At 38.2% G+C, this 22,552-nt stretch carries 25 protein-coding genes; 23 read left to right on the forward strand and 2 right to left on the reverse strand.

Features of this window, described 5'->3' with window-relative positions:
* Positions 1-79 precede the first annotated feature (79 nt).
* From AB2Q86_RS03540 to AB2Q86_RS03575, 8 genes are all read left to right on the forward strand, one after another.
* Positions 80-1,015 carry an ABC transporter ATP-binding protein gene (locus AB2Q86_RS03540; RefSeq protein WP_003724409.1) on the forward strand — a complete coding sequence of 312 codons (936 nt, stop codon included), beginning with the start codon at positions 80-82 and terminating at the stop codon, positions 1,013-1,015.
* Complete coding sequence (locus AB2Q86_RS03545) at positions 1,008-1,778, forward strand: ABC transporter permease (RefSeq protein ID WP_003727213.1); 771 nt, start codon at positions 1,008-1,010, stop codon at positions 1,776-1,778. Before AB2Q86_RS03540 ends, AB2Q86_RS03545 begins: the two co-directional genes overlap by 8 nt.
* 257 nt (positions 1,779-2,035) lie before the next feature.
* Positions 2,036-2,920, forward strand: a complete 885-nt coding sequence (locus tag AB2Q86_RS03550; protein ID WP_077904941.1) for an SDR family oxidoreductase — start codon at positions 2,036-2,038, stop codon at positions 2,918-2,920.
* A gap of 18 nt (positions 2,921-2,938) precedes the next feature.
* Positions 2,939-3,112, forward strand: coding sequence for a hypothetical protein (locus AB2Q86_RS03555; RefSeq protein WP_003729390.1), 174 nt, complete (start codon positions 2,939-2,941; stop codon positions 3,110-3,112).
* Between the two features lie 1,172 nt (positions 3,113-4,284).
* On the forward strand, positions 4,285-4,629 hold the full coding sequence (locus tag AB2Q86_RS03560) for a hypothetical protein (protein WP_014589018.1): 345 nt from the start codon (positions 4,285-4,287) through the stop codon (positions 4,627-4,629).
* Positions 4,630-4,898: 269 nt separating this feature from the next.
* Positions 4,899-5,327 (forward strand): hypothetical protein, encoded by a 429-nt coding sequence (locus AB2Q86_RS03565; protein WP_041176485.1) that lies wholly within the window; start codon positions 4,899-4,901, stop codon positions 5,325-5,327.
* A gap of 1,074 nt (positions 5,328-6,401) precedes the next feature.
* Entirely contained in the window at positions 6,402-6,815 is a 414-nt protein-coding gene (locus AB2Q86_RS03570) for a DUF805 domain-containing protein (RefSeq protein WP_003729396.1), read from the forward strand.
* A gap of 84 nt (positions 6,816-6,899) precedes the next feature.
* On the forward strand, positions 6,900-7,310 hold the full coding sequence (locus tag AB2Q86_RS03575) for a DUF805 domain-containing protein (protein ID WP_012581786.1): 411 nt from the start codon (positions 6,900-6,902) through the stop codon (positions 7,308-7,310).
* Between the two features lie 38 nt (positions 7,311-7,348).
* Here the strand turns inward: AB2Q86_RS03575 and AB2Q86_RS03580 are convergent, their stop codons facing one another.
* On the reverse strand, positions 7,349-7,558 hold the full coding sequence (locus AB2Q86_RS03580) for a lmo0673 family protein (RefSeq protein ID WP_003721793.1): 210 nt from the start codon (positions 7,556-7,558) through the stop codon (positions 7,349-7,351).
* Between the two features lie 18 nt (positions 7,559-7,576).
* On the reverse strand, positions 7,577-8,497 hold the full coding sequence (gene mogR / locus AB2Q86_RS03585) for a motility genes transcriptional repressor MogR (protein WP_014598967.1): 921 nt from the start codon (positions 8,495-8,497) through the stop codon (positions 7,577-7,579).
* Between the two features lie 371 nt (positions 8,498-8,868).
* Here mogR and AB2Q86_RS03590 point away from each other — a divergent pair, with 371 nt between their 5' ends.
* Genes AB2Q86_RS03590 through AB2Q86_RS03660 form a run of 15 tightly spaced genes read left to right on the forward strand, consistent with a single transcriptional unit; the run spans position 8,869 to position 22,404 of the window.
* The gene (locus AB2Q86_RS03590; protein WP_012581784.1) at positions 8,869-9,183 is read left to right on the forward strand and encodes a hypothetical protein; all 315 of its coding nucleotides are present in this window, start codon (positions 8,869-8,871) and stop codon (positions 9,181-9,183) included.
* Positions 9,176-9,943, forward strand: coding sequence for a flagellar type III secretion system pore protein FliP (locus tag AB2Q86_RS03595; RefSeq protein WP_012581783.1), 768 nt, complete (start codon positions 9,176-9,178; stop codon positions 9,941-9,943). Before AB2Q86_RS03590 ends, AB2Q86_RS03595 begins: the two co-directional genes overlap by 8 nt.
* Before the next feature lie 12 nt (positions 9,944-9,955).
* On the forward strand, positions 9,956-10,228 hold the full coding sequence (locus tag AB2Q86_RS03600) for a flagellar biosynthetic protein FliQ (protein ID WP_003718817.1): 273 nt from the start codon (positions 9,956-9,958) through the stop codon (positions 10,226-10,228).
* 2 nt (positions 10,229-10,230) lie between these two features.
* Positions 10,231-10,992 (forward strand): flagellar biosynthetic protein FliR, encoded by a 762-nt coding sequence (locus tag AB2Q86_RS03605; RefSeq protein WP_003724417.1) that lies wholly within the window; start codon positions 10,231-10,233, stop codon positions 10,990-10,992.
* A gap of 15 nt (positions 10,993-11,007) precedes the next feature.
* Positions 11,008-12,054 carry a flagellar type III secretion system protein FlhB gene (flhB, locus tag AB2Q86_RS03610; protein WP_003721799.1) on the forward strand — a complete coding sequence of 349 codons (1,047 nt, stop codon included), beginning with the start codon at positions 11,008-11,010 and terminating at the stop codon, positions 12,052-12,054.
* A 46-nt stretch (positions 12,055-12,100) separates the two neighbouring features.
* Positions 12,101-14,176 (forward strand): flagellar biosynthesis protein FlhA, encoded by a 2,076-nt coding sequence (locus AB2Q86_RS03615; protein WP_003735866.1) that lies wholly within the window; start codon positions 12,101-12,103, stop codon positions 14,174-14,176.
* A 21-nt stretch (positions 14,177-14,197) separates the two neighbouring features.
* Positions 14,198-15,421, forward strand: coding sequence for a flagellar biosynthesis protein FlhF (gene flhF, locus AB2Q86_RS03620; RefSeq protein WP_012581782.1), 1,224 nt, complete (start codon positions 14,198-14,200; stop codon positions 15,419-15,421).
* Positions 15,418-16,197, forward strand: coding sequence for a flagellar basal-body rod protein FlgG (locus AB2Q86_RS03625; RefSeq protein WP_003730243.1), 780 nt, complete (start codon positions 15,418-15,420; stop codon positions 16,195-16,197). The genes flhF and AB2Q86_RS03625 overlap by 4 nt, the downstream gene beginning before the upstream one ends.
* 27 nt (positions 16,198-16,224) lie before the next feature.
* The gene (locus tag AB2Q86_RS03630) at positions 16,225-17,013 is read left to right on the forward strand and encodes a protein-glutamate O-methyltransferase CheR (protein WP_003730244.1); all 789 of its coding nucleotides are present in this window, start codon (positions 16,225-16,227) and stop codon (positions 17,011-17,013) included.
* A gap of 23 nt (positions 17,014-17,036) precedes the next feature.
* The gene (locus AB2Q86_RS03635) at positions 17,037-17,372 is read left to right on the forward strand and encodes a DUF3964 family protein (RefSeq protein ID WP_012581781.1); all 336 of its coding nucleotides are present in this window, start codon (positions 17,037-17,039) and stop codon (positions 17,370-17,372) included.
* A 26-nt stretch (positions 17,373-17,398) separates the two neighbouring features.
* Positions 17,399-18,250 carry a flagellar motor stator protein MotA gene (motA, locus tag AB2Q86_RS03640; protein WP_003727207.1) on the forward strand — a complete coding sequence of 284 codons (852 nt, stop codon included), beginning with the start codon at positions 17,399-17,401 and terminating at the stop codon, positions 18,248-18,250.
* Positions 18,210-19,037: a flagellar motor protein MotB gene (locus tag AB2Q86_RS03645; RefSeq protein ID WP_012581780.1), complete on the forward strand. Its 828-nt coding sequence runs from the start codon at positions 18,210-18,212 to the stop codon at positions 19,035-19,037. The genes motA and AB2Q86_RS03645 overlap by 41 nt, the downstream gene beginning before the upstream one ends.
* 9 nt (positions 19,038-19,046) lie before the next feature.
* Positions 19,047-19,547, forward strand: coding sequence for a hypothetical protein (locus tag AB2Q86_RS03650; protein WP_003730252.1), 501 nt, complete (start codon positions 19,047-19,049; stop codon positions 19,545-19,547).
* A 22-nt stretch (positions 19,548-19,569) separates the two neighbouring features.
* The gene (locus AB2Q86_RS03655) at positions 19,570-21,483 is read left to right on the forward strand and encodes a glycosyltransferase family 2 protein (RefSeq protein WP_012581779.1); all 1,914 of its coding nucleotides are present in this window, start codon (positions 19,570-19,572) and stop codon (positions 21,481-21,483) included.
* 12 nt (positions 21,484-21,495) lie between these two features.
* A complete protein-coding gene (locus AB2Q86_RS03660; protein WP_003724426.1) occupies positions 21,496-22,404 on the forward strand; it encodes a chemotaxis protein in 909 nt (302 codons plus the stop codon).
* Positions 22,405-22,552 lie beyond the last annotated feature (148 nt).

The following is a 22,552-nucleotide window of genomic DNA, read 5'->3' on the forward strand; positions in this document are numbered from 1 at the left end:
GAAAAGACGATTGTTTTTTCTTATTGGCGAATAAGTGCTAAAATAAAGGAATCATAATTTATAAGGAGACAGCAATTACATGACTTATGCACTTGAAATAAAAGGGTTAAGAAAAATTTATTCCACTGGGGTCGAAGCGTTGCGCGGTGTGGATTTAACGGTAGAAGAAGGAGATTTTTATGCACTGCTTGGTCCTAATGGTGCCGGGAAATCAACGACGATTGGTATTATTACTTCACTAGTCAATAAAACATCTGGTCAAGTAAGCGTATTTGGCTATGATCTCGATACAGATATTGTCCGAGCTAAACAGCAAATCGGACTAGTTCCGCAAGAGTTTAACTTTAATCCGTTCGAAACGGTTCAGCAAATCGTTGTTAACCAAGCTGGCTATTACGGTGTTTCTCGTAAGGAAGCCATCAAACGTAGCGAAAAATATTTAAAACAATCGAATTTGTGGGAGAAGCGGAATGAACGTGCGCGGATGCTCTCGGGCGGGATGAAACGCCGCTTGATGATTGCGCGTGCTCTCATGCATGAACCGAAGCTACTTATTTTGGATGAACCGACTGCGGGTGTCGACATTGAACTTAGACGTGAGATGTGGACGTTTTTAAGAGAGTTGAACGAAAGTGGTACGACGATTATTTTGACAACGCATTATTTAGAAGAAGCAGAGATGCTCTGTCGTAATATCGGTATTATTCAATCTGGGGAGTTAATTGAGAATACCAGCATGAAATCACTACTTTCTAAATTGCAATTTGAAACGTTTATTTTTGATTTAGAACCGTATGAAGAAGCTTTCGAAATTACGGGCTATAATCATGTGTTTGAAGATAAGCAAACTTTGTCTGTGGAAGTGGAACGTAATCAGGGAGTTAACCATATCTTTGAGCAATTAAGCGAACACGGTATTAAAGTGCTTTCGATGCGTAATAAATCTAATCGTCTCGAAGAACTGTTTTTGAAAATTACAGAAGAAAAACATCAAGTGGGGGAGAAACATGTTTAATCTATATTATACAGCTTTAAAAAGTCTAGCGGCGAAAGAAACGAATCGCTATATGCGAATTTGGGTACAAACACTCGTGCCGCCAGTTATCACGACTTCGCTTTACTTTATTATTTTCGGGAAAATGATTGGTAGCCGCATTGGGGAAATGAATGGCTTTTCTTATATGGAGTACATTGTGCCGGGGCTGATTATGATGTCCGTCATTACTAGTTCTTACGCCAATGTATCGTCTTCCTTTTTCTCGCAAAAGTTTCAGAAAAACATTGAAGAAATTCTTGTTGCGCCGGTGCCAACGCATATTATTATTTGGGGCTTTTTGATTGGTGGGATTGGTAGAAGTGTTTTAGTTGGAGCACTTGTCACGCTTATTTCGATGGTGTTTGTGCCAATTCACATTCATTCGTGGACGATTGGTATTATTACCTTCTTAATGACGGCGATTTTATTTTCACTCGCGGGACTTATTAACGGGATTTTCGCTAGATCATTTGACGATGTATCCATTGTCCCAACTTTTGTCTTGCAACCGTTAACGTATCTAGGTGGCGTATTTTACGCGATTTCGATGTTACCGCCAATCTGGCAAGCGATTTCTAAAGTGAACCCGATTGTCTATATGATTTCCGGATTCCGCTACGGTTTCCTAGGTGTTACAGATGTACCAGTAGCAATTTCTCTATCCATTCTTGTTGTATTTAGTGCCGTTCTTTACTCGATTTGTTGGTATTTAATTAGTAAAGGGCGAGGACTTCGAAGTTAATAGCGATTTTTTCAAAAAGAGAGCGGATTTCCGTTCTCTTTTTTTCATGTTTACTACAATTCTTTTTCAATTTGATGTTAAACGTTTTAGCGTAAAACTGGAGGGAAGACATAAAGTAATGGGGGAATGAAAATGGGAAATAAAAAAGTGAAGCGAAAACTTGGCGCTAATATTTGGTGGATACTTATATTGGCCATTTTGATTATTTTCGTAGCCTACTTAGTCATGGGTTACGTCGCAAAAATATAGGAGGTTTTATAATGAATAAAGAAAATCCATTAAACAAATACCATACAGGAAAATTTGAAAAGCAACGGCAGGATTATCCTGGCTTGCAAAGTAAAATGACGCCTGTTCCAGATACAGGTGAGTCAAGCTATCAAGGCGCGAATAAATTAACCGGAAAAAAAGCTTTTGTTACAGGCGGTGATTCTGGGATTGGTCGAGCTGCCGTGATTGCATATGCTAGAGAAGGCGCCGATGTGGCGATTAATTATCATCCAGATGAAGAGGTCGATGCGCAAGAAGTGAAAAAAATTGTGGAAGAAGCTGGGCGAAAATGTATACTGCTTCCAGGCGATCTGCGAAAAGAAGGTTTTGCAAAAGAAGTCGTCAAAAAAGCATATAACGAATTAGGTGGATTAGATATACTTGTACTCAATGCGGGATTACAACAATACCAATTCGATATCCAAAAACTCCCAGCCGAACAATTACGCGATACATTTGAAGTGAATGTATTCTCTGTTGTTTTTGCGATTCAAGAGGCACTCAATTACTTAAAAGCAGGCGCGAGCATCATTTTAACGTCGTCTATTCAAGGTGTTAAACCAAGCGCGCACTTAGTTGATTATGCAATGACAAAAAGCAGTTTGATTTCATTAACGAAAAGTTTAGCTGCGCAACTAGGAGAAAAAGGAATTCGAATTAATGCGGTTGCACCAGGACCCATTTGGACAGCGCTTCAAATCTCTGGTGGACAGCCACAAGAAAGCATTCCGGAATTCGGTCAGAACCAACCACTTGGACGAGCAGGGCAACCGGCAGAACTCGCAAGTGCTTATGTTTTACTAGCATCTGATGAAGCAAGTTACACAACTGGTCAAGTATACGGAATCACCGGCGGAGCACCAATTAACTAAAAAGCGAGGTGGAAAGATATGCCTTGGAACGAAAAAGATTATCCGGATTCGTGGAAAAATCTAAGAAAGACCGAACGCGAGAAGGCAATTGAAATCGGCAACGCGTTACTAAAAGAAGGCTACTCAGAAAGCCGCGCCATCCCGATTGCTACTTCAAAAGCAGAAGAATGGTATAAAAACCATAAAGAATAGAAAGCTGAAAAAGCGCACTTGGAAAGCGTATTATTTTCCGGGTGCGCTTTTTTTGTTGGAATCGTTTAATGAAATGGGGTGATTTCTGTTGCATTTTAGTTAAATTCGTCATCTAATTTTAATACTAAATCAGGGTTTGGATTATGTGAGACGGGTATTATATAACCATAAGCAATGACAATGCCATTACTTTTTCTCCCTTTTTTGTAGTGGGTTGTCTTTACTTACCTTAAACTCCCTTTTATACTTTTAGCGGTTGTTAGCAGCCACTAGGAGTATTTTTTTTGGAAATATATTTGCTATGTTGAGGGGCAGAAAAGTGTAGTAGATAAAATCTTCTCAGAATTGAGTGGAATAAAGAACTAAGAGTACATTGAACACGAATAGAAAAACGGAATATTAATCTAAATACTATTTACCAAAAATACATGGAACACTTAAGCTTTAAGAATTGCTAACAAATTAATAAGAACTAGTAATAAAAACACCTCGGACAAGGGAAAGTTCGAGGTGTTTTTGCATTTACTAATATTTGTAAATGCCACTGGGAATTCAAGTAAACAAAACATATGGGTGTTTGGGAAATCACCACTTTAAAAATATATCATTGCTTGAATCTAATGGGCTGCAATGTAGTATAAATCACACACTAAATGAACCATAATGGAATCAATAATAAATACGTTTTATTCCAAATTGTACTAGACATAAAATGTATTTCTGTATTTCTTGCAGTGTATCATTTATAACACTAAATAATAACCAATCATAAATACCATGTTACTATGCTTTTGTGCATAATTTATTACGAAATAAGTAGGTTTTATTCTACAAGTAAAAGCAAAATAAACTAGAGAGCGAGGGGAAAAGATGAAGAAATGGTTATTTGTTTTTTTATGTGTTTGTTTTCTTAGCCAATGTTTAAGTAGTACTGTACTTGCGGAAGATCTAATCAAAAGATTGCCTATTTATACCAAAAAGGGATAGCAGAAGGAAAGATAGCGAGTAAACAATATCCTTATGATGCGTTTAAAGAAAATTATGAAACAAACCAGGTTACCTATTCAGCACTGAAAGATGAATTTAATACAAGTGATTCTTATGACGAATGGTTTTCTGAAAGTTATAATTATGGTGCTTTTCCTGATGGAGAGGGGCATGCGAATTCTGAGTTGAAAATAGAACAACGAAGTACTACTTCTAACGGAAACAGGTTGAAAGCAGCAATCCAAAAAGGAGACATACTAATAGTTGGCGGTGGAGCTGGGCATGCAGCAATTGCAACAACTGATAATTATATTTTAGAAATGTCTGGGAGTCAAAATTTCGCAAGTTGGTTCATAGGTGGGATTTCAAATAATAACCACCAATTCACTAAACAAAACTGGATTTTTGGTACATCCAATGAACAAGGTGCTTCTTCTGCCCCACACATTGCAAAATGGATTCAATTATGGCGAATGCCAAACCAAGCGATGGCTAAGCAGTGTGCAGACTATGCAGACGCCAAATTTTGAAGTAGTACACATAGTTATACTAAAAATCGCCATATTACTTATAGGCTTACTTCTGGAACACTCACAACGGATCCTAATTACTGCTCGAAAATGGTATTCCAATCCTTTTACTTTGGAAGTGGATCTGCAAATGTAATACAAGGATTTTCTGCGGCTTTAACAAGTATTCTTCCAAACGCTTTACCTAATCTTTTTACGAATAATTTTAAACCTTATAAAGTTGGAACCTATTAAATATCATAGGTAAATAATTGGAAAGAGTGATAAAAATGAACAAAAATATAGGAAGAACTGTAGAGTTTTGTTTAGGCCTATGTGGGGGGATATTTGGAGTTTTAGCGGCAACTACCATGTTGGGGTTTACGATACCAGATATAGGTGATATAGATTTTAGTTATTGGTTGTTATCCATTTTATTAACGAGCATATTTTCCATTTCTGGAGTAGTAGGTTCTTTGTTTGTTCGTAAGCACCATCTACTTGGAGGTGTTTTAATGCTCGGTGCTGCAATCGGTGGAGTACTGTCACAAAATATGTTTTTTATTATGTATTTAGCTTTTCCACTCCTCTTGATTGGTGGATTAGTAGCACTTATTCGAGGGGGAGATTTTTTAAAACTATTTAGTAAGTGGTGGTTTTATATCGTTTTAGCATTTTCTATCTTTGTTCCACTTTTACTTTTCCAGGGATATTACTGAGAAATGGAGGAAAGAAAAATATGAATAAAAGATATTATACTACCCTAGTTATTTTATCTTGTTTTAATATTCTCTGGTTGTTGTCATTTATTTTCGCTACAGGTAGGGGGATTGGCATTAAACTAGATGATAATCAATTACCGGGCTATATAATTATTGGTTTATGTTTGTGTCTACTTACTTACGCGTATTTCATAAATCGTATACAGCTTCGTAAAATAATAATTGCTATTTTAGCCTTATTAGACACTTTGTTTATGTTTCTAGCATGGGGAAACCAAAACATAATTAATTTTAATGAGGGCATGTTTGTATTTATTATTCCTATTTATTTTTTGATATTTATATGTATTTTTTGCATAATTGATTTTTATTTAAGTTTAAAGAGGTGATTTAAGTTTGAGTAATTTTAACATACTGGGAACATGCGATGTTACAGAGGTTAGAGGTACACAGTTGAGGAAATAAATGGGTTTATTATAGCAAGTGAATACTTAAAATATTTTGAAATAAAACAGTGCTTTTGTTAGTGAGCCTTTTTTATACAAAAGAAGAAAAGACAAACAACTTAGTAAAGGATCGTAATAAAAACACCTCGAACAAGGGAAAGTTCGAGGTGTTCGGCATTTACTGATATTTATAAATGCCACTGGGGATTTTCTAAGTGAACAAAGATATGGATGTTTGGGAAAGCATCCACTTTCAGAATTTACCACAAATAGAGGCGTTTTAATTGTAATGTAGTATAAATCATGCAATCAAAGCCTTCCTTATAAAAACGGCGTTCATTTTTACATACTACTGATTACTTTCAAAGATTCCATTGTATCTATTTTTTTAATTAATTTTTAGGAATTACGAGAAGCTTTACCATGAAAAAGCGTTTTTTCGCGGGTTTTTAAGAAATGAATTTTCTACTATTAATGAGTTTTAAGACCTGCGTCATTAGTCCTGATTTTGTTTGTGAGTTGAAATGTGTCTATTTTATGAATCTTTCAATTTTAACCTTGTGTAATATGCAAGTGGCGTATATCCTTAAAGCTATAACAAAATTTAATTACAACAGGAGGAAATATGGGATTTTTAGAAGCTTATAAATCATTTTGGAAAAATTATATCAATTTTAATGGTCGCTCATCGCGTTCAGCATATTGGTATGCAATGTTAGGAAACGGTATTATTTTAGTAGCACTTTATATTTGTTTGGCTGTTTCAGGTTTTTCTTTATTTATGACTGGTGGTACAGGAGCAACAAGAGTATCTGGTGGACTAGCGATTGTATTTATAATTGCTTTGTGGGCCTATCTTTTAGCAATACTTATTCCAGCCATTAGTATTACTGTTAGACGTTTTCATGATTCAGGGAAAAGCGGTTTTATGGCGCTTTTATATTTTGTACCCGGAGTTGGAAGCCTTCTTATTTTAATATTTATGTGTTTTGCTAGTGATGCCGCGAATCAATACGGCGAGTCTTCGGACGATATTTAATAAAAAATACGAGCTATGGTGGTAATCCGTAGCTTGTTTTTATGTGATAATCTATCTTAGAATTTTACTTACGCAGGAGGAAATATGGGGTTTTTAGAAGCTTATACGTCATTTTGGAAAAATTATGTGAATTTTAGTGGTCGTGCACCAGGTTCTGCATATTGGTATGTAGTGGTTTGGAACATGATGATTATTGTACCTCTTCGTGTTATGGCAGCTATTTTTAGCGCTTCATCAATGATAGATGGGGTTGGCTATGCTGGAATCGTAGTTTCGTTCTTTCTTATTGGTCTACGGTGGTTGTATTGGTTGGGCACTATAGTCCCACTAACTAGCCTTATTGTAAGACGATTACACGACACTGGGAGAAGTGGTTATCTTGCTTTCCTTGCTTTAATTCCAGTCGTTGGATCCATTATTATTATAATATTTATGTGTTTTGAAAGTGATGGACCAAATAAATATGGAGATGTCTATCAAAAATCAGAGGTTTAAAAGAAAAACGAGCTAGGATTATCTCCTAGCTCGTTTTTTTAATGGATTCCTTCGCTTACAAGAAACCAATTTACTTGGTTGGTATTAATAAAATATGTTAAGTCGTATTTTGTTAACTCGATACATTTTTCGTTAAAAAGGTTTTTCAAATCTGCTTTAGATAATTCGTGGATGCTGATGTTGTTGATTTTTGCGTCGTCGTCAAGGCGAATAGATTCCCCGTTTACGGTATAAATTTCGATATACATCGTGCCACTCCTTCTAAATTACATTTGTTTATAATTTTCTTTGAATACACCAAGTTGGTTTAGTGTTACTACGAGTTGCTGACTGAACAGTGGGAGTGCTTGGATTTGGTCTAAGTCACTAGCATAAGCGAAATCAGCTACTTGTAACACGAGCGTATGGAACGAGTCTGTCATCGTTTCGTTTTGTTGTTTTAAGTAGGAATTTTCCTGTTCCAGTTCTTGGTATTTTGTTTGTAAGTCTTGGTATTTTTTGTCGAGTTCTTCTTTTTGGACGGCAAGGGAGGACAGTGAGTAAATGCTTTTGAGTAAGTCATATACGTTATTTTCTTCCCCTTGGTTTTCGCTTAAAAGTTGGACATTGCTTTTAACGCCGGACAGTAAATCTACCAAGTTTTTTTCGCGTGATTTGTCGTAACTGATTTGTTCTTTGATGGATGTTGGTGCTTTGAATTCAGCTGGTACGACTTTGCCGAAAATGTTGGTTTTTTCTTTTTTCGTATTTTTTTGTGTTTTTCTTTTTCTGCCTGGTTTGTTTTTAGGAATATCTTCTACTTGGATAAGCTCTTTTTTTAGTTTGTAGTAAGTGTTTTGTAGTTGACTTGGTGTCTTTGGAAAGATCCGCAAATCGTTTAGACTGAGCATTTCAGAGATATCAAGGACTTTCATATCTTCTAAAATAGCAATTTGGTAACATGCGGAAAGTAGTTCTAATTCGATTTTTAACCAACTAATGTTGGAATGCATATATTTTTCGATTCCACCGTGTTCTTCAACGGCTTGATAAAATTCAGTGAGTAAATGGTAGATTTCTTCGGCAGTTTGTTCGTCAATGCCAGCTTCTGAAGCCATTTTTTTAATTTCAGTAGTAGATGAATTCCCCGGATTATCTACTTGTTTTTTGATTTCTTGAAGTAATTTTCTTATTTCTGATTTAGGCATACAATCACATACCTCTCTATCCTATAGTATTATTGATTTTCTGTTTATTTTTATAATAACAATATATGTTAGTTGTGTAAAGGGAAGGCAAGTAGGTCAAAAGGATTGGGTATGAAGAACCTTTTTTTGAGTTAAATAGAAAAATATAAATCGAATAATAAGAAGTTTTCCTTTGATACAGCTGTTACACTGGCTGTTTTTTTATTTTTATGCACAATTTCATTTTTTAAAAAAAGTATAGATTTTTTCTGGATTTGGTGTAAAATTTTATATTGCAGTTACAAAAAACACTTTATTGATATATATTTTGAAAAAATGATTTATTTTTGTAATCTGATGAAGGGAGTGAAAGGTGAATTTACCTTATTTGAATGGAATATTTTTTGTCACTTTTAAAAATTATTGTACTTTTAGCAGTTCTTGCGGGAATTTCTTATTTTTTAGTTAAGAAAAACAAGCAAGCGAATCGCACGAGAAAAAGCGAAAATGACCTTATAAAGTTGAAAGACACTCTTTTAATCTCTCATCAGTTACGTGCAGTTCTTCTGGAGGCAGACGGGGAAAAGGTACTGGCGATTATTTCCAATAATGATATTCGAACGGTGTCGTTAAAAGGAAATAGTAACCAAAATGAAGCACTTTTCCGAGAATTACTTTTGAAAGAGGAGACGAAGGAAAATGCGTAAAATAGCTTCTAGACGAGTATTTCAAGTTTCTTTTGTTGTTATTTTTGCGATTTCTTTGGTTTTCTTTTGGCCAGGTGTGAATGTGCATGCCGAAAGTTGGCTAGACTCACTTGGTGTGAATGGGACGGACGGGGTTAATTCTAGTGTGGCGCTGTTTGTAATGGTCACGGTTCTTTCTTTGTCTGCATCCATTGTATTAATGTTCACACACTTTACTTACTGTATTATTGTTCTCGGTTTAACGAGGCAGGGACTTGGTGCAACGAACTTGCCGCCCAACCAAGTGCTTGTTGGACTGGCGCTGTTTTTATCTTTGTTTATGATGCAGCCACTTATTACTGCTTGGTATGACGATGTGTATAAACCTTCGCAAAAAGAAGATTGGAGCGCATCAAAAGTTTGGGACGAAACACAGCCGCTTCTGACAAAATATGTTGCGGAAAATACATATAAGCATGATATTAACATGATGTTGAAAGCAGAAGGAGAAGACCCAGTTACCAAAAAAGAGGATGCTCCGCTCATGGCTTTGATGCCTGCTTTTATCTTGACACAGATTACCCAAGGCTTTTTAACTGGGATGTTTATATACTTAGCATTTATTTTTATAGATTTAATTGTTAGTACGTTACTGATGTATCTTGGGATGATGATGGTGCCGCCGATGACCATTAGCTTACCATTTAAGATTCTTGTTTTTATCTTCATTGGTGGGTACGGACTGATTACCAACATGATTTTTCAAACAATTCACTTTTAAGGGAGTAGCAAAATGAATTTAACGCCGATTACGCAAATTTTTCAAGATTTTTTCTATAGTGGGCTGGCGCTTATTTTGCCGGTGTCGCTTATTTGTATCGTGGTAGTGATTGTGGTGGCGATTTTGATGGCAATGATGCAAATTCAAGACCAATCGCTGACGTTTTTACCGAAGATTATTGCTTTTGTAGTGGCGCTCTTTATTCTTGGACCGTGGATGTTTGAACACATGACGGATTTATTTGTAGGAATCTTTTCCAAATTACCCCTGATGATTAGGGTGTAAACATGGAGTTTGAATTTTTTCTTGCGGTAGTGATTGTTTTCAGCCGAGTTGCGAGTTTTTTATTCTTCTTCCCGCTTCTAAAAGGGCGTAACATTCCAAATAGTGTCAAAGTGGTGTTTGGGATGGCGATATCTATTCCCGTTGCAACTGGGGTCGATGTTTCTGGAATCACGACATTACCTGATTTGCTGCTCCGGGTCACGTCTGAGGTGGTATTTGGACTAGCACTAGCAAAATTAGTAGAGATTATCGCGGTAATCCCGAAAATGGCTGGTTTTATGATTGATTATGATTTAGGGTTTTCGCAGGTGAACTTGATTGATCCTTCGTACGGGACGCAAAACTCGATTACGGCTGCGATTTTAGATACCTTTTTTGTAGTGATATTCTTGTCGCTACAAGGAATGGATTACTTAATTTATTACTTAATGAAATCGTTTGAATTTACGGCTTCGGTTTCGATTTTATTTGAAAAAGGGTTTATTGATTTGCTGCTTGGGACGCTTGGTTTTGCACTTGCTTCCGCGGTGTCAATTGCGCTCCCGATTATGGGTAGTATTTTTATCGTTAATATCATCCTTGCTTTTATCTCTAAGAGCGCTCCGCAAATTAATATTTTTATGAATGCGTTTATTATAAAAATTACGTTTGGGATTTTCATACTTGCGTGTGCGGTTCCTATCTTGAGTACAGTTTTTAAAAATTTGACAGATGAGATGATTCAACAATATGTGTCATTTTTTGATTATTTACTGAAAAAATAGGGAGGAGAAAGAGGCTTGGCGAAGGATAATAAAACGGAAAAAGCAACGCCGCGCCGCATTAAGAAAGCTCGAAATGAAGGTAATGTGGCGAAAAGTAAAGAACTAAATAATGCTTTTTCACTGCTAATTGTAGCTGGGCTTCTTTATTTTTTTGGAGAAATGTTTATTAAAAACACGATTCAAGCATTTGTTGCTCTTTTGAAACAGCCACCGAAGCTTGCGAACATGGAAAGTTACAGTTTGTTTTACTTGATGGAGTTTGGCAAAGTGTTGATGCCGATTATGGTGATGGTTGTGATTTTTGGATTGATGAACTACGGCGTGCAAGTCGGGATCTTATTTTCCGCGAAAGCAGTGAAACCTCAGTTCAAACGACTAAATCCAGCGAACTACTTTAAGCGAGTGTTCAGTGTGAAGGGAATTGTCGAGGTGGTGAAAGCGCTACTTTTAATTACGTTGCTTTCATACGTGGCGTATATTGGCTTTCGGGATCATCTGGACACGCTCATTAGTTACACTGGGCAAAATTGGCTTTACTCACTCGGACAAATTTTCGCCTTATTCAAAAATGAATTTTTGGCGCTCTTCCTTGTAATCGCAGTAATAGGGCTACTAGACTTCTTTTATCAGCGTTATGACTATAAAAAAGGCTTGCGGATGTCGAAGCAGGAAATTAAGGACGAAATGAAAGATTCAGAAGGTCGCCCGGAAGTGAAACAGCGTCAAAGAAGCATTGCGCGGGGACTTCTCCAAGGTTCGATTACGAAAAAAATGGCGGACGCGACTTTTGTCGTTAATAATCCGACCCATATCTCGGTTGTGATGCGATATGACAAAACAAAAGATCATGCACCGAAATTGCTCGTTAAAGGGGAAGATGAGCTGGCACTCTTTATTCGTCAGGTGGCGGATACGGACGGGGTGCCAATGATTACGAATAGACAACTGGCACGAAGTATTTACTATACGACGAATCCAGATGAATACATACAAGAAGATTTATATAAAGATGTTATTGAAGTGATGAAAGAATTGATGGACGCAGACAAAATCAAGTTCTAACAACATATGAGCGACCTTTCTAATCTTAGAAAAGGCAGGTTTCAAAATGGGGAATTTAGGTGCTATAAAAAAATATTTTGCTATCTTGATTGCGGTCTCGTTTGTTATTGCACTTATTGTGCCATTACCTCCATTTGTGTTGGATTTAGTGCTTGTGACGATCTTGGCGTTCTCAGTGTTAGTTTACATGCGTGCCACATCAATTAAAGATTGGAATGAATTAAAGTCATTTCCGTCTTTACTACTTTTGATGGGGATATTTCGGGTTTCGATAAATATTTCGACGACGCGGGCGATTTTAACTACTGGAGATCCAGGACAAGTAATTAAACAATTTGGGAATTTTGTTATTGGTAGTAATTTTGTTGTTGGGATTGTTATTTTCATTATTTTAATCGTCTTTCAGTTTATTGTGGCAAATGGTTCTTCGCGGACAGCGGAGGTAGCAGCAAGATTTACGCTGGATGCTTTGCCGGGTAAACAAATGGCGATTGATGCGGATTTGAATCAACGTTTGATTACAGAGCCGGAAGCGAAAGAAAAACGCGCTTACTTGAATATGGAAACCGAATTCTACGGAGCGATGGACGGAGCTGGAAAATTTGTAAAAGGGGACGTTCTTTTTACCGTTTTGCTTGCAGTTGTCAATATTGTATTCGGGTTAATTGTCGGGATGGTCCAAGGGGGGCTTTCGTTCGGGGAAGCTGCGGTGAAATATACAGAGTTAACAATTGGGGACGGCATCGTGAGCCAAATTGGTTCCCTTTTAATGGCGATGTCTGCTGGGGTTATTGTTACTCGGGTATTTGACGGATCAGATGATAACGTTGCAGTCGGGATTTTCAAAGAATTAATGCAAAACTCGGTGGTCGTTTATACGCTCGCTGCCATGTTTATCTTAATGGGCGTATTTAGCCCGCTACCAACGATTCCATTTGTTGGGATTGGCGTCGTGCTTGGTATTATCGGCTATCGTACGCAATTTAATTTAAAGAAAAAAGAGCAGTTGGAACTGGAAAAAGAAATGGAATTGATTCAGTCAGAAACGAATTCGGCTGAGGCGGAGCACAATCAAGCATTTGGCGCAGCACGAGAAAAATTCCCTGTAGTGGTTGAACTTGGCTTAAACATTGCGGCCCTCGTGAAACAAAAAATGAACGGAGAAACAGCAAAAGATAAAGTCGTCTTAATGCGAAAATCGATTTTACAAGATTTAGGTATTGGGGTCCCGGGGATTAATTTTAAAGATAATACGAGTTTTCAGCCACGTGGGAAATATGAGATTAAGGTCAAAGGTGTGGCTGTTGCGAGTGGAGTTTTGAAAGCGGGGCATTTACTGGCACTGAAAACGCCAGGTGTGATGATGGATCTTGATGCGGAGCCGACCAAGGATCCGATTTTCGGGGAAGATGGTTACTGGATTTTGCCGGGCGAGCTAGAAGATGCGCAAATGAAAAACTATCAGGTGCTTGAGCCGCTTAGTATTTTAATTACGCATTTGGATGTCGTACTCCGGAAGAACTTGCATGAGCTTCTGATGCGCCAACAAATTAAAGATTTAATTGACGGACTTGCTGATGAAAACCAAATTTTGATTGATGAAATTAAGAAAAAAGAAATTGATTATTCGCTGATTCAAGGGGTACTTAAACAGCTTTTGAAAGAAGGGATTTCGGTTCGCGATTTGCCAACGATTGTCGAAGGGATTATTGACGGACAAACGATTTATCCAAATGATCTTGATGGGATTACGGCATTTGTCAGGGAGCGGATTTCGAAAGTCATTTGTGAGCAAGCGAAAAACCAAGACGGCAAAATTTATGCGCTACTTTTACAAGATTCGATTGAAATGGACACAGAAATTGTCAACACGCCGTATTATGGCTACGCGCTTAACTGGGCGCTCGACAAGGAACTGCCAATCATTCAAAAAGTAAGAGATACCGTGAATAAGGCGCAACTTACTGGGCGTGAACCTGTCATTTTAACAAGGCGAAAAGATTTTCGATTTGGCTTTGTGCGAGTTTTGGAAAGATATCAATTGGACGTGCCGGTGCTCTCCATTAGTGAACTGTCGCCGGAAACAGAAGTGGAGCAAATTGCACTGATTGAACCAACTTGATGAGGGAGGTAATCCGTAGAAATGGGAAAACATTTAGTAGAAAAGATGGAAATTTTTAAGGCGAACTCCAAGCGAGAAATACATAAAAAAATTCGCTTAGTCACGAATGAGCCATATAAAATTACGGATGAACGTGTCACAAAGCTTGGGATTTTTAAGAAACAGTATGAAGTGACGGCGGTCATTATGAGTGAAGTGGCGATAGCAGATGGTCGAATGGACTTTCAAGAAACATTTCAAAAATCGGTTGTCAAAAACAGACCGAAAACAGACGACTTATTAAAAAAAGAAAAATTACTAGAAATGCTTGCTGCAGGAGCGGAACTAGCACAGTCAACGCCGCTTTTAGAAGAACGAAAAACACAGGAAGAAGAATTGTCAGCGATGCGTCTTGAACTAGCGGCTTTAAATCGCGAGCTTGCAGTGAAAATGCGCGAGGAGCGTGAACAAAACAGTGATTTCGTGAAGTTTTTGAAGGGTCGCGGAATTAGTGATACGTATGTGGCGGACTTCATGCAGGCTGGGCGGAAGCAGTTTAAGCAAGTAGAAACGGCGCATTTGGATGATATTACGGATTGGTTCGTTCCTTATTTATCCGGAAAATTAGCGGTGGAAGATTCGTTTGATTTAAGCAACCACCGAATTATTTCCTTGATTGGGCAAACGGGTGTTGGGAAAACGACCACGCTTGTGAAACTTGGATGGCAGCTGTTAAAACAAAATCGGACAGTGGGCTTTATCACAACAGATACTTTTCGGTCAGGCGCAGTGGAGCAGTTCCAAGGTTATGCGGACAAACTCGATGTGGAGCTTATCGTTGCGACGAGCCCGGCTGAACTAGAAGAAGCTGTGCAGTATATGACGTACGTTAATTGCGTGGATCATATTTTGATTGATACGGTTGGGAGAAATTATTTAGCCGAGGAATCAGTGAGTGAAATTTCTGCCTATACTGATGTGGTTCATCCGGACTTAACATGTTTTACATTTTCTTCTGGAATGAAAAGTGCGGATGTGATGACAATTTTACCAAAATTAGCTGAAATTCCGATTGACGGTTTTATTATTACAAAAATGGATGAAACAACACGCATTGGCGATTTATACACGGTGATGCAAGAAACGAATTTACCGGTGTTATACATGACAGATGGGCAAAATATTACGGAAAATATTTTCAGACCAAAGAGTCGTTGGTTAGCGGAGCGGTTTGTTGGGACGGATAGAAGGCAGGTGCTGGAATGAAGGGATTATATATTGGTGCAGCTGGGATGATGAACTATATGCAGCATATTCAAGTACATTCGAATAACGTGGCTAACGCGCAGACGCCAGGATTCAAATTTGATCAGCTTACGAGTGAAGTGATTTCGCGAAACAAAGTGAACTATCAGAATGGGCCTGTCACTAGGCAAGTTGGGACAATTGATTACGGCGTTCGACCTGCTGCGACACATATTAATTTGACGGCGGGATCCAGCTATATTACGAACCGCGACCGAGATTTCTTTATGCAAGACACGGATCCTACGCAAGGAAGTAATTTTTTCATCACTGCTAAAAATGGCGAAATTTCACTTTCACGTGGTGGGCAGTTTCACTCCGATCAGTTTGGTTTTCTGCGGACAGCAGATGGTGCTAATTTACTCAGTGCGACTGGGGAAGCGATTCAAGTGGGGCAAAAAACGTCAATTCGCGCCGAGGCAAATGGTGATTTATACAATGCGGAAACAGGTCAATACTTGGGCCGCCTTGGAACCAAATTTGTTTCCGCTAATCAAGCAGATAGTTTGGTGAAAGACGGGGAAGGTAGACTTCATGTGAATGGCATAAACACGATGAATTTACCAGCTGGACAAGGGATTATCCAAAATGGAGTTATTGAAACGTCTAATGTTGATTTAGGCGTAGAAATGGTACAACTCATGGATAACCAGCGCATGGTACAAGCTTCAAAAAATGTCGTCAATATGTTCGATAAAGTGTACGACAAAGAAGCAACCGGATTAATTCGTCAGTAACGACCTAGCTAGGGGAGGGGAAAAAGAATGATTCCAGATTTGGAAAAGGATTATCTTTACTTTACTCGTGTCGTCAAAAGGGACTTAGGTTTAGATTTAGCGCTTTATAAAGAAACGCAAATGAAACGTCGAATTTTATCTTTTATCGTGAAAAAGCAATATATTACATTTGGAGAATTTTTCAAACATCTCAAAAAAGATGCCGTTCTTTTAGATGAGTTCATTAGTTTAATTACGATTAATGTTTCGTCGTTTTTCCGTAATCGCAATCGCTGGGATGCGCTGGAAAAACAAGTACTTCCAAGACTGCTGGAAAATAGTCGTGGGAAGTTACGGGTTTGGAGTGCGGCTTGTTCATCAGGGGAGGAACCGTACTCGCTAGCGATGATGATGGAACGCTCAGTTGGCACAAGGCATTATGATATTTTAGCCACGGACCTCGAACCAGCTATTTTAAAACGCGCGGTCATTGGAGAATATCAAAGTCGCCAAATGGAAGAACTAAACGAACAAGAACGTCATACCGCATTTGTCGAAAAAGGGGATACATATCAGATTTTACCTAAATATCGAAAATCGATTCGTTTTAGACGGCACGATTTGCTGACCGATTATTACGAAAAAGGTTTTGATTTAATTGTTTGTCGTAATGTGTTGATTTATTTCACAGCAGAAGGAAAACACCAAGCATATCAGAAGTTTGCAGAGTCACTAAGACGTGGCGGCGTTCTTTTCATTGGAGGATCAGAACAGATTTTGAACCCAGCTGATTACGGACTTGCCACATTAAATAATTTTTTCTACATAAAAACCTAGCAAAAAGAAATGGAGTTGGTTAGATGGGACGAATGGAAAACATTAAAAATTTAGCGTTTTTTGAGGACAAACCTGGACTCGCAGAACAAATTCTTATGCTTGAAAAGAAAACACAACTTTTCTTACCAAATGAATTTGAAATTAGACAAACAGTTGGCTATGAAATTGGAGAGAAAGAAGTCATCCTAGGTCGGCTCGAGTCGTTTTATTTTCTCGCTTTAAAAGGTGTGGGAGAAGATAACTACCGCTCGCAAGCATTTGCCAGTGAAGCGGATGCTAAAGCGTTTTTCGTTCATTTACCAGAAATGGAAAACGAGTTAGTTGCCTTTTGGTTAAATGAAGTGGAATTAGTTCGCTGAAATAAGTAGGTGGGAGATGAAGTAACGTGGAAATAACAACGATTATAGGACTTGTGTTGGCAGTGATAGTCATTGCAGGTTCGTTCATGATTCAAAATATATCACTGGCGATGTTATTTAGCGCTGAAGCTTTAATTGTCATCATTCTTGGGACAATTACGGCTGTTATGATGGCGCACCCATGGAGTGATGTAAAAGTAGTACCGAAACTTTTTAAAATTCTTTTCACAAAAGAGAAAATGCCAGACAAAGTGGAAGTACTCGTGCAATACAAAGAATACGCAGACGAAATTAGGCGTAGCGGGGTACTTGCGCTGGAAGATTCTGTAGATGAAATTGAAGATCCATTTATGAAACGAGGCATGCGCTTAGTTGTAGATGGGCAGTCTTCCCCAGAATTTTTACGGGACGTTTTGGAAGAAGAAGTTGCGAGTATGGAAGAACGCCATGCTGCTTATGCGAAGATTTTTGCATCAGCCGGCGCATATGCCCCGACGCTCGGTGTACTTGGAGCAGCGATGGGACTCATTCATGCGATGGGAGAAATGTCGAACCCAGACAAACTCAGCGAAGCAATAGCCGCGGCGTTTGTTTGTACGATTTTCGGTATTTTTACCGGTTACGTACTTTGGACGCCATTTGCCAATAAATTAAAAGTGAAATCACAAAAAGAAGTGCATTTGAGATATATGATGATTGAGGGAGTCGTCGCGCTTCAAGAGCGAAATGCACCACGTGTTGTGGAAGAACGTTTATTATCTTTTTTAAGTCCAAAAGAGAAAGATGTGCTGCGAAATGGAAAAGGGAAGAAAACGAGAGAAGTGGAGGAAATTGAGCGTGGCCAAGCGTCGCAAGAAACCGCAGGAGGAACACGTTGATGAAACGTGGTTAATTCCATATAGTGATTTGCTGACACTTTTACTTGCGCTATTCATCGTTCTGTTTGCCTCCAGTTCCGTTGATGCTAAGAAGTTCGAACAAATGGGAAATGCATTTAAGAAAATTGTAGAGGAAGGCGCGGCAGGCAATCAAGCATATGTATCCAAAGAAAAAGGACCAGATGATCCCAATGTGAATGCAGTCTTGAAGGCGATGGAAGAGCAAGATAAAAAGAAAGAAGCAACTGAACAAGAGAAAGCCAAAAAAGCAGCAGCGGCCTTACTTAAAAAGCAAAACGAAGAAAAGATTGAAGCCTTTAAAAAACAAATTGATAGCTATATTGCAGCAGAGAATTTAGGAACGAAAATGACGACGAAGTATTCGGATGAAGGGCTTTTGATAACTATCCGTGATGATATTTTATTCCAGTCGGGAAGTGCAGAATTAACTGCAGGAAAACGCGAGATTGCCAAAGAAATCGGCGAACTTTTTGCGCAAGGAAAAGGAACGATGGAAGGGATTGTTTCTGGACATACCGATAATGTGCCAATAAGTACCTCGATTTATTCTTCCAACTGGGAATTAAGTGTCGCGCGTGCCGTTAATTTCATGGAAGCAATCATTCAAGAAAACAGCGAAGTAAACCCAGGCGAGTTCAGTGCTCGTGGTTACGGGGAATTCAGACCCGTCGCCAAAAATGATATCGCAGCAAATCGCGAAAAAAATCGGCGTGTAGAAATTATGGTACGCCCAATTAATCGCGATACGCTTGATGAAGATGAGTAGGTGAAGTGTTTGCAACTTTTTTTAAGCGGTTCGCATACGTTAACCGATTATGACAAGCAAGAAATACAAGCATACCTCGAAAAATTTGCACCAGTGAACCACATTCACTTGCTTTGTTATAAGTCGATTGAAAATGAAGTTTTACAATTTTTCTTGAAAAAAGAACATCTGGCTCCGCGACTTTCGATTTACACTTTTGCGCCGAAAGAATGTTTGCCAGAGCCGTTTCTTTCGACAATAGATTACCTAGAACGCTTAGGCAGTAGCTATCAGTCATTTGGTTATTTCGATACGGTGATTGCTAAGCCGACTTATGAGAAATTCTTAGCACAAATTGTTAGTAAAATGGATTTGGTTTGTTGTTTTTATAACGGGGATAAGCCGACTGATGTGATACCAGTCGATGTCGCGAAATCGTTCGATGTGCAAAGTATGATTTATGATTTGCCAAAAGCGAAGAAACATCTACTGCACCGAGCGAGCAGCGATAAAATAAAATTAGTGAATTAATTGATAGAAAGAGGGAAGATTCATGCGGCCGTTAATTTCGATTTGTATGATAGTCAAAAATGAAGCACATATTTTAAGACAAAGTTTAGCGTCTTTTAGAAAATTTACAGAAGAAATCATTATTGTAGATACAGGTTCCACTGACGAAACCAAGGAAATTGCACAAGAATTCACTGATTTTGTCTATGACTTTGAATGGACTGGCAACTTTTCTGATGCAAGAAACTTTGCGGCCAAACATGCAACGGGAAAATGGATTTTAGCGATTGATGCAGACGAATGTTTGGAAGAAGAAAGTTATCGCAAATTAGAAAAACAGTTAAAATCACCAATCGAACCAATTCAAATGGCGCAAATCATTAGCTTCACAGGGGAAAAAGGGCGAGTGACAACAACGAATCAAATGGCGCGGGTTTATAAAAATGACGGAACGATTTGCTTCCGTGGCGTCATTCATGAACAACTAGAAGCGGTAGACAAACACCCGATTGCAGCTGGGGTTGCTGAAGTAAAAATTTATCATTATGGCTATATGACGGAGATTGTCGAAAAACAAGACAAATCAGACCGTAATTTACGTTTATTAGAAAAAGAAGTAAAAAACAATAAAAATAGCGGATTCGTACATTTTAACATTGGGCAAGAAATGAACCGACTTGGTAATAAGAAGGAAGCGCTGAAAGAATTTTCCGAAGCGTTCCGACTACGTGATCACAATCACTACATTTGGGCGAAACTAAGTGCTTATCATATTGCCGAGCTGCTCGAACAAGAAAAACGCTATGATGAAAGCTTGGCCATTATCGAAGAAGCAAGAATCATTTGGCCAAACGTACCAGAATTCCCACTAAAAAAAGCTAATATTTTATATGTGAATCACCAACTCGAGGATGCGAAAGAAATTTATCAAAGTCTGCTAGAAAATACAGCAATTGACTACCAACCAATCGTGCTTTACGAAGCAACAAATTTCATGCCACACAAAATGCTCGGAACGATTTACTTAGAAGAAAAAGATTACACGCGCGCGATGACTCATTTTTCTAAAGCTTATGCGGAAAATAGTTCTGATTATGGTGTGATGTTCCAAATGATTATGCTGCTTAGCAAATTCCATCAACCAAAAGAAATTTTTGCCTTTATGGAACGTCATCACTTTATCTCTAGCACAGAAACTGGTTTGCGCTTACTCTCGATGACAACACAACAAGGCTACGCAGAATTATCTGAACTAATTGTTCAATCACTGACTGATGTGTATCCGCCTGTCGCAGAAGCAACAGAGGTGAAGATTGCAACGATTCGTAATGTCTTCCCGGTAATTAGCGAGTCGGCTATTTTATTCGGCATTAAGGAAGAACTAATTGATGCGGCGGACTTATGTTTGTGGCATTACGAAAATCCACAATTACCAATCGAACGTGTCATGAAAAATAGTGATGTTGGTGACATTTATGACTTTATCTTTGAAAACGGTCCACGAATTAGCAAGAAACGCTATTTATTTGTATTAGAGCGGGCGATTGCACTTGGAAAAGGCGAGTTTGCTGATTACTTATTGGCGCTTCGTAACGTTTACCATGACAGCATTAACAGCCACATTGCAGATTTATTTTTCCAATATGATTTTGCTGATATCGCGCTCGATTTCTACAATATCGTTGATGCGGACGAAGTGACGAAGCAAGGTTATATTAACCTAATTAATTATTTAGTAGATGCCGAAGTACTGGATGAGGCACTTGCGATTGCAGAACGTGGCATCGATAATTTTAGTACTGATTTCCGCTTTTACCTTTGGACAATCAAAATTGATACCGAAAACCGCGCGAATCGAATTAGTGAGGCAATGGACGAATTTCCGAATAACCGCTATTTAGCAAAACTGTTGGATGAAGTGACCATGCTTCAAGACACTGTTACAAACAATCGATAGGAGGCCAGTAATATGACAGAAGAAAAAGGAATTTTACTACAAAGTGGAACAAATGAATTGGAAATTGTTACATTTACTGTTGGCGAAAACTTATTTTGTATTAACGTTTTAAAAGTGAAAGAAATTATTCATCCGCTAGAAGTGACGCCCGTGCCAGATTCGAACCCGGCAATTGAAGGCGTTTCCCAAGTCCGCGGCGAAATCATGCCAGTTGTGAACCTTGCTCGTGTGATGAAATTGCCAGAAATCGAACCAGAAAATACGAAATTCATTATCACAGAACTAAACCAAATGAAAATCGTTTTCCGTGTCGATGAGGTTCATCGTATCCAACGTATTTCGTGGGAACAAATTGAAGAACCAGAGAAACTATCGATTGGCTTAGAAGAATTAGCAGTTGGAATCGTGAAGCTAGATGGTAATCTAGTGCTCTTACTTGATTATGAAAAAATTATTTACGAAATTAGCGGAAATGCTGATTTTGCTGTCACAGGTGAAGACCGTATGGCGCGAAAAGTAAATCGTGAAGAGAAGACAATCTTTATTGCCGAGGACTCACAAATGCTGCGCCAACTGCTTGAAGATACGCTTCATGAGGCCGGTTATACAAATCTGCAGTTCTTTGCAAATGGTCGCGAAGCACAAGAACATATTTTCAAATTGCTCAAAGAACAAAAAGAACAAACATTTGAAAATGTTAACTTATTAATTACAGACATCGAAATGCCACAAATGGACGGACATCATTTAACAAAAGTAATCAAAGAAGATGAAATTGGTCGTGAATTGCCAGTGGTTATTTTCTCTTCATTAATTACAGAAGATCTGGAACATAAAGGCGCTGGTGTCGGAGCTGATGCGCAAGTAAGTAAACCAAATATCCATCAACTTATTAATATTTTAGATGAGCTAGTTTTATAAAAAGAAGTGTTTGGACAACTTTTCTGTTCAAACACTTCTTTATTTTATTTTAAAAAATAATTTATAAAAACGTAAAAATGTTGATATTAAGCCAATTTTCCATTTTTATATAAATAAAAACAACTTATTTTTACATTTTTAACAAAAA

The organism is Listeria monocytogenes, assembly GCF_041765605.1.
Lineage (GTDB): Bacteria > Bacillota > Bacilli > Lactobacillales > Listeriaceae > Listeria > Listeria monocytogenes_D.

What these genes read in the sequence shown, in the direction of transcription:
- AB2Q86_RS03540 (WP_003724409.1), top strand. Translation starts at nt 80, where the DNA reads ATGACTTATGCACTTGAAATAAAAGGGTTAAGAAAAATTTATTCCACT.
- AB2Q86_RS03545 (WP_003727213.1), top strand. Translation starts at nt 1,008, where the DNA reads ATGTTTAATCTATATTATACAGCTTTAAAAAGTCTAGCGGCGAAAGAA.
- AB2Q86_RS03555 (WP_003729390.1), top strand. Translation starts at nt 2,939, where the DNA reads ATGCCTTGGAACGAAAAAGATTATCCGGATTCGTGGAAAAATCTAAGA.
- AB2Q86_RS03565 (WP_041176485.1), top strand. Translation starts at nt 4,899, where the DNA reads ATGAACAAAAATATAGGAAGAACTGTAGAGTTTTGTTTAGGCCTATGT.
- AB2Q86_RS03570 (WP_003729396.1), top strand. Translation starts at nt 6,402, where the DNA reads ATGGGATTTTTAGAAGCTTATAAATCATTTTGGAAAAATTATATCAAT.
- AB2Q86_RS03575 (WP_012581786.1), top strand. Translation starts at nt 6,900, where the DNA reads ATGGGGTTTTTAGAAGCTTATACGTCATTTTGGAAAAATTATGTGAAT.
- AB2Q86_RS03580 (WP_003721793.1), bottom strand. Translation starts at nt 7,558, where the DNA reads ATGTATATCGAAATTTATACCGTAAACGGGGAATCTATTCGCCTTGAC.
- mogR (WP_014598967.1), bottom strand. Translation starts at nt 8,497, where the DNA reads ATGCCTAAATCAGAAATAAGAAAATTACTTCAAGAAATCAAAAAACAA.
- AB2Q86_RS03590 (WP_012581784.1), top strand. Translation starts at nt 8,869, where the DNA reads ATGGAATATTTTTTGTCACTTTTAAAAATTATTGTACTTTTAGCAGTT.
- AB2Q86_RS03595 (WP_012581783.1), top strand. Translation starts at nt 9,176, where the DNA reads ATGCGTAAAATAGCTTCTAGACGAGTATTTCAAGTTTCTTTTGTTGTT.
- AB2Q86_RS03600 (WP_003718817.1), top strand. Translation starts at nt 9,956, where the DNA reads ATGAATTTAACGCCGATTACGCAAATTTTTCAAGATTTTTTCTATAGT.
- AB2Q86_RS03605 (WP_003724417.1), top strand. Translation starts at nt 10,231, where the DNA reads ATGGAGTTTGAATTTTTTCTTGCGGTAGTGATTGTTTTCAGCCGAGTT.
- AB2Q86_RS03615 (WP_003735866.1), top strand. Translation starts at nt 12,101, where the DNA reads ATGGGGAATTTAGGTGCTATAAAAAAATATTTTGCTATCTTGATTGCG.
- flhF (WP_012581782.1), top strand. Translation starts at nt 14,198, where the DNA reads ATGGGAAAACATTTAGTAGAAAAGATGGAAATTTTTAAGGCGAACTCC.
- AB2Q86_RS03625 (WP_003730243.1), top strand. Translation starts at nt 15,418, where the DNA reads ATGAAGGGATTATATATTGGTGCAGCTGGGATGATGAACTATATGCAG.
- AB2Q86_RS03630 (WP_003730244.1), top strand. Translation starts at nt 16,225, where the DNA reads ATGATTCCAGATTTGGAAAAGGATTATCTTTACTTTACTCGTGTCGTC.
- AB2Q86_RS03635 (WP_012581781.1), top strand. Translation starts at nt 17,037, where the DNA reads ATGGGACGAATGGAAAACATTAAAAATTTAGCGTTTTTTGAGGACAAA.
- AB2Q86_RS03655 (WP_012581779.1), top strand. Translation starts at nt 19,570, where the DNA reads ATGCGGCCGTTAATTTCGATTTGTATGATAGTCAAAAATGAAGCACAT.
- AB2Q86_RS03660 (WP_003724426.1), top strand. Translation starts at nt 21,496, where the DNA reads ATGACAGAAGAAAAAGGAATTTTACTACAAAGTGGAACAAATGAATTG.